This is a genomic window from Sutcliffiella horikoshii (assembly GCF_020524325.1).
GTDB lineage: Bacteria > Bacillota > Bacilli > Bacillales > Bacillaceae_I > Sutcliffiella_A > Sutcliffiella_A horikoshii_D.
On record NZ_JAIVKY010000025.1, the window covers coordinates 1 to 1,749 of the forward strand.

The 1,749-nt window shown below is 40.3% G+C and carries 1 protein-coding gene; it reads left to right on the forward strand.

Going from position 1 to position 1,749, the window contains the following annotated elements:
- The first annotated feature begins 121 nt into the window (after window positions 1–121).
- Window positions 122–1,237, forward strand: a complete 1,116-nt coding sequence (locus LC091_RS20285; protein WP_226683821.1) for an IS110 family RNA-guided transposase — start codon at window positions 122–124, stop codon at window positions 1,235–1,237.
- The last annotated feature ends 512 nt before the right edge of the window (window positions 1,238–1,749 follow it).

Sequence of the window (1,749 nt, forward strand, 5' to 3'; positions counted from 1 at the left end):
AGCCGAGTTATCATGAACGAAACTAGCTCCTTACTCGTAAAATCGTAGGTTAATTTGGTTAGAATGTTTACTGAAAAAAACAAACCAAATCAGAGCTACATTACGGAAGGAGCTAGTTATTATGCAGGATACCATAAAATATGTAGGTTTAGACGTATCTAAAGAAAAAATTGCGGTGGCGATTGCTGAAGAGGGACGAGAAGCACCTAGATACTGGGGACTTATCCCACACACGAATGATGCCATTAGAAAGTTGATTAAAAAGTTAGGAAATAAAGAAAATCTTCGATTCTGCTATGAAGCTGGTCCAACTGGATATCCATTGTATAGATTGTTTCTTGCTCATGGTGTACATTGCGATGTCATAGCTCCATCTCTTATTCCAAAAAGGCCAGGAGAAAGAATTAAAACAGATCGTAGGGATTCCATCAGACTAGCTCAATTACATCGTGCCGGTGAGTTGACTTCTATCTATGTACCTAACTCGGAAGATGAGGCTTTGAGAGATCTCATTAGATGCAGAGAAGATGCCAAAGAAGATGAGCTAAGAGCCAAGCATCGTTTAAGTAAATTTCTTCTCCGTCATGATATTAAGTCGCCAGCTGGAGTTAATAAATGGACGGTTAAATACTACAGATGGTTAGATACATTAAAGTTTGAGAATGCATCGTTACGAATGGTAATTCAAGAGTACTATCATCAACTAAAAGAATTAACTCAAAGAATTAAACGACTAGATGAAGAAATTACCCAAGAAGCTACCGAAGGTAAACACGCACCAAAAATCCAAGCACTTCAAAGTTTGAGAGGAGTTGCCACTTTAACGGCTACAAGTATTGTAGCCGAAGTTGGATCTTTCAAGCGTTTCGCTACTCCTAGGCATTTCATGGCATATGTCGGATTAATTCCTAGTGAGGATTCAAGTGGAGATACCAGGAAGCAAGGCGAAATTACCAAAACAGGAAACCGTCATGTACGCCGATTGTTAGTAGAGGCTGCTTGGAGTTACCGGTATCAGCCCGCTGTCAAAGGAAATTTGAAAAGAAGGCAAGATGGGCTACCGCCAACGATCCAAGCAATATCTTGGAAAGCTCAAAATCGACTATACAAAAAATATTATCGATTAGTCTCAAAAGGGAAAGAAAAAGGCAAAACCATAACCGCAGTTGCCAGAGAACTAGCTGGTTTTATTTGGGCAATTATGCAAGAGGTTGAGGATGTGCCACACGCTCAATAAGTAACTTTTCTAAGCAAAAAGTGTATTATTAAGGAGCCTGAGAATAGGGCTCGAAGGCAAAGTTAAAAACCGGAAAGGAAAATCCACGCGCCTCCTCTGTGCTATATCTAAATAGATTAACGCACGCGCCGAGTTAGTGGAAAAGTCCTTTATACGGAAAGATACTATGTGAAAACCCACGAATATCAGGATGCTAACCGCAGTTGAATTTTTGCCTTCGTGCCGTGTTCTTACCTTCTTTAACAAGGAGGAGTAAGATTAATCCTTCTTTAGCTTGAAGATCGTCTCATCCCATGGAATGGCAGTCAAGGAGAGCACTTGACAACCATTCCATGGGATGAGGGGAAAGTTTGTAAGCTAAAGAAGGAGTTAACCTAGCGTAAACGCTAACAACAAACGCTTAAAAGAAAAAGAAGTAGAATCGGCTTCTCTTCTTAGAGTTGCACAAAAACAAAACAAAAACACCTAGAAGAGTGGGGGCCTTGACAGTTTCGTTCATATCAGGAGGCTCA